Source organism: Actinotalea sp. (assembly GCF_035443605.1).
Classification (GTDB): domain Bacteria; phylum Actinomycetota; class Actinomycetes; order Actinomycetales; family Cellulomonadaceae; genus Actinotalea.
Genome location: NZ_DAORSQ010000190.1, coordinates 1 through 2,556, shown reverse-complemented (window position 1 = coordinate 2,556; position 2,556 = coordinate 1). Strand labels below are relative to the sequence as shown.

Annotated in this window: 3 protein-coding genes; all 3 read right to left on the bottom strand. The window is 75.1% G+C overall.

The genetic code is table 11. The features are described from left to right. Nucleotides 1-165 precede the first annotated feature (165 nt). Complete coding sequence (lipA, locus tag PKY62_RS13005; RefSeq protein WP_324537633.1) at nucleotides 166-1,167, bottom strand: lipoyl synthase; 1,002 nt, start codon at nucleotides 1,165-1,167, stop codon at nucleotides 166-168. A gap of 4 nt (nucleotides 1,168-1,171) precedes the next feature. Next, entirely contained in the window at nucleotides 1,172-1,894 is a 723-nt protein-coding gene (gene lipB, locus PKY62_RS13000) for a lipoyl(octanoyl) transferase LipB (protein WP_324537631.1), read from the bottom strand. Nucleotides 1,895-1,904: 10 nt separating this feature from the next. Next, a partial coding sequence (locus PKY62_RS12995) for a MarR family winged helix-turn-helix transcriptional regulator (protein WP_324537629.1) occupies nucleotides 1,905-2,556 on the bottom strand: 652 nt, incomplete at its 5' end.

Here is a 2,556-nt window from a genome sequence, read left to right as displayed (position 1 = left end):
AGCTGGTGGTACCAGCGGACCTTCTTCACCTTGGCCGGCTTCGCGGACGGCTCGGACGACGCTGCGGCGGGGGAGTTCTGGCGTGCCATGAGGCAGGAGTCTACTGGCCGTGCGCGGCCCGACCGTGCGCGGCCCGGCCCTGCCGGCGGCGACCGTGCCGCGCCCTCAGCGGGCGAGCAGGCTGCGGGCCTCCTGGCGGGCGGTGCCGACCTGGGCCAGGTGGGCCAGCTCCGGCGGGATGGGGCGCCCGCTGCGGTGCATCGCCTGGCCCCACAGGCGCCCCGCCCGGTAGGACGAGCGCACCAGCGGTCCGGACATCACGCCGAGGAAGCCGATCCGCTCGGCCTCCTCCGAGAGCGCGACGAACTCCTCAGGGCGCACCCAGCGGTCCACCGGGTGGTGGCGCAGCGACGGGCGCAGGTACTGCGTGATCGTCAGCAGGTCGCAGCCGGCGTCGTGCAGGCGGTGCAACGCCTCGACGACCTCCTCGTAGGTCTCGCCCATGCCGAGGATGAGGTTGGACTTGGTCACCATGCCCTCGGCGTGTGCCGCGCCGAGCACCTCCAGGGATCGCTCGTAGCGGAAGCCGGGGCGGATCTGCTTGAAGATCCGCGGCACGGTCTCGAGGTTGTGCGCGAGCACCTCGGGCCGCGACGAGAACACCTCGGCGAGCTGGGCCGGCACGGCGTTGAAGTCGGGGATGAGCAGCTCGACGCCCGTGCCGGGGTTGAGCGCGTGGATCTGCCGCACCGTCTCGGCGTAGAGCCACGCGCCGCCGTCGGGCAGGTCGTCGCGCGCGACGCCCGTCACGGTGGAGTACCGCAGACCCATCGCCTGGACGGACTCGGCCACCCGGCGCGGCTCGTCGACGTCGAGGTCGGCCGGCTTGCCCGTGTCGATCTGGCAGAAGTCGCAGCGCCGCGTGCACTGGTCGCCGCCGATGAGGAAGGTGGCCTCGCGGTCCTCCCAGCACTCGAAGATGTTGGGGCAGCCGGCCTCCTCGCACACCGTGTGCAGGCCCTCGCGCTGGACCAGTCCCTTGAGCTCGGAGTACTCCGGGCCCATGGTCGCCCGGGTCTTGATCCACGCGGGCTTCTTCTCGATCGGGGTCTCGGCGTTGCGGGCCTCGACCCGGAGCATGCGGCGGCCCTCGGGTGCGATCGTCACCGGGTCACCCTACGTCAGGGGTCGGGACCGGGCCCCGCGGGACCACGACGGCCACGGCCGCGGGTGCGCCGGCCCGCGACGCGGCGAGCAGCGGGGTGAGGACCTCGACGAGGTGGCGGCGCAGCAGGGGCTCGACCTCGTCGAGGCCGACCCGGCGGCCCAGCTCCACGGACAGCGACGTGACGTCCGCGTCCGGGATGCCGCAGGGCACGATCCGGGCGAAGGCGCCGAGGTCCGGGTCGCAGTTGAGCGCGAGGCCGTGCATCGTCACGCCGCGGGCCACGCGCACCCCGATCGCTGCGACCTTGCGCTCACGGCGCGCGCCGGGCCCGGGGGCGTCGGCGGCGCACCAGACCCCCGAGCGTCCCGGGACGAGCACGGTGGCCAGCCCGAGATCCGTGCACGTGCGCTGCAGGGCGTCCTCGAGGGCCCGGACGTAGGCGACGACGTCCACCGGCTCGGCGAGGCGCACCACCGGGTAGGCGACGAGCTGGCCGGGGCCGTGCCAGGTGATCCGCCCGCCGCGGTCGACGTCGACCACCGGGGTGCCGTCGACCGGCCGGTCGGCCTGGGCGGTGCGCCGCCCGGCGGTGTAGACGTCCGGGTGCTCGACGAGCAGCACCGTGTCCGGCCGGGTGCCGTCCGCCACGGCCGCGTGCACCGAGCGCTGCAGGGCCCACGCGCGGCCGTACTCGACCCGGCGCGGGTCCGGGGTGACGAGCTCCATGGCGGGCACGCTACCCGGCGTCCGCGTCGGGCTCCTCGTCGTGCGCGATGTCGTCGTGCGCCGCCTCGTCCCGCGACCCGTGGCCGTGCGTCCCCCTGCTGCGGGCCTCCTCGGCTGCGCGCGCGTACTCGTGCGCCGGGTCGGTGTCCCGGGGGCGCTCGGCGAGCATGACGAGCAGGAGCGCGCGCAGCTGGGCCACCTGGTCGCGGGACAGGCCGGCCATGCTCATCGCCTCGGCCGCCTGCGCGTCGCCCGCCTCGAAGAGCGCAGCCCGTCCCGGCGGGGTGAGGAGCACGTCGTGGCGGCGGCGGTCGAGCGGGTGCGCGCCTCGCTCGACGAAGCCCTGGCGCTCGAGCCGCGCGATGATCTTGCTCATCGTCTGCTCGGTCACCCCGGAGGCGAGCGCCAGCTCGCGCTGCGAGCGCGGCCCGCCCAGCAGGAGGAAGAGCACCGGGAGGGACGCGTGGTTGAGGTCCCAGTGGGCCAGGTGCCCGTTCCAGTCCCGCTCGATGCGCCGGGCGACGGCGGAGAAGAGCCGACCGGTGGGCCACTGGTCGAGCAGCGGTTCGCCGCCGTCGGGGTGCGACCCGCCACCCGCGGTGCCCGTGCGCTCGGGCGCGGACCGCGGTTCCTCGGGCTGGCTCGTGGTCAACGGCCACGAC

Bases quoted from the DNA above. Each gene is read 5' to 3' on its own strand.
- lipB (WP_324537631.1), bottom strand. From the start codon at position 1,894: ATGGAGCTCGTCACCCCGGACCCGCGCCGGGTCGAGTACGGCCGCGCG.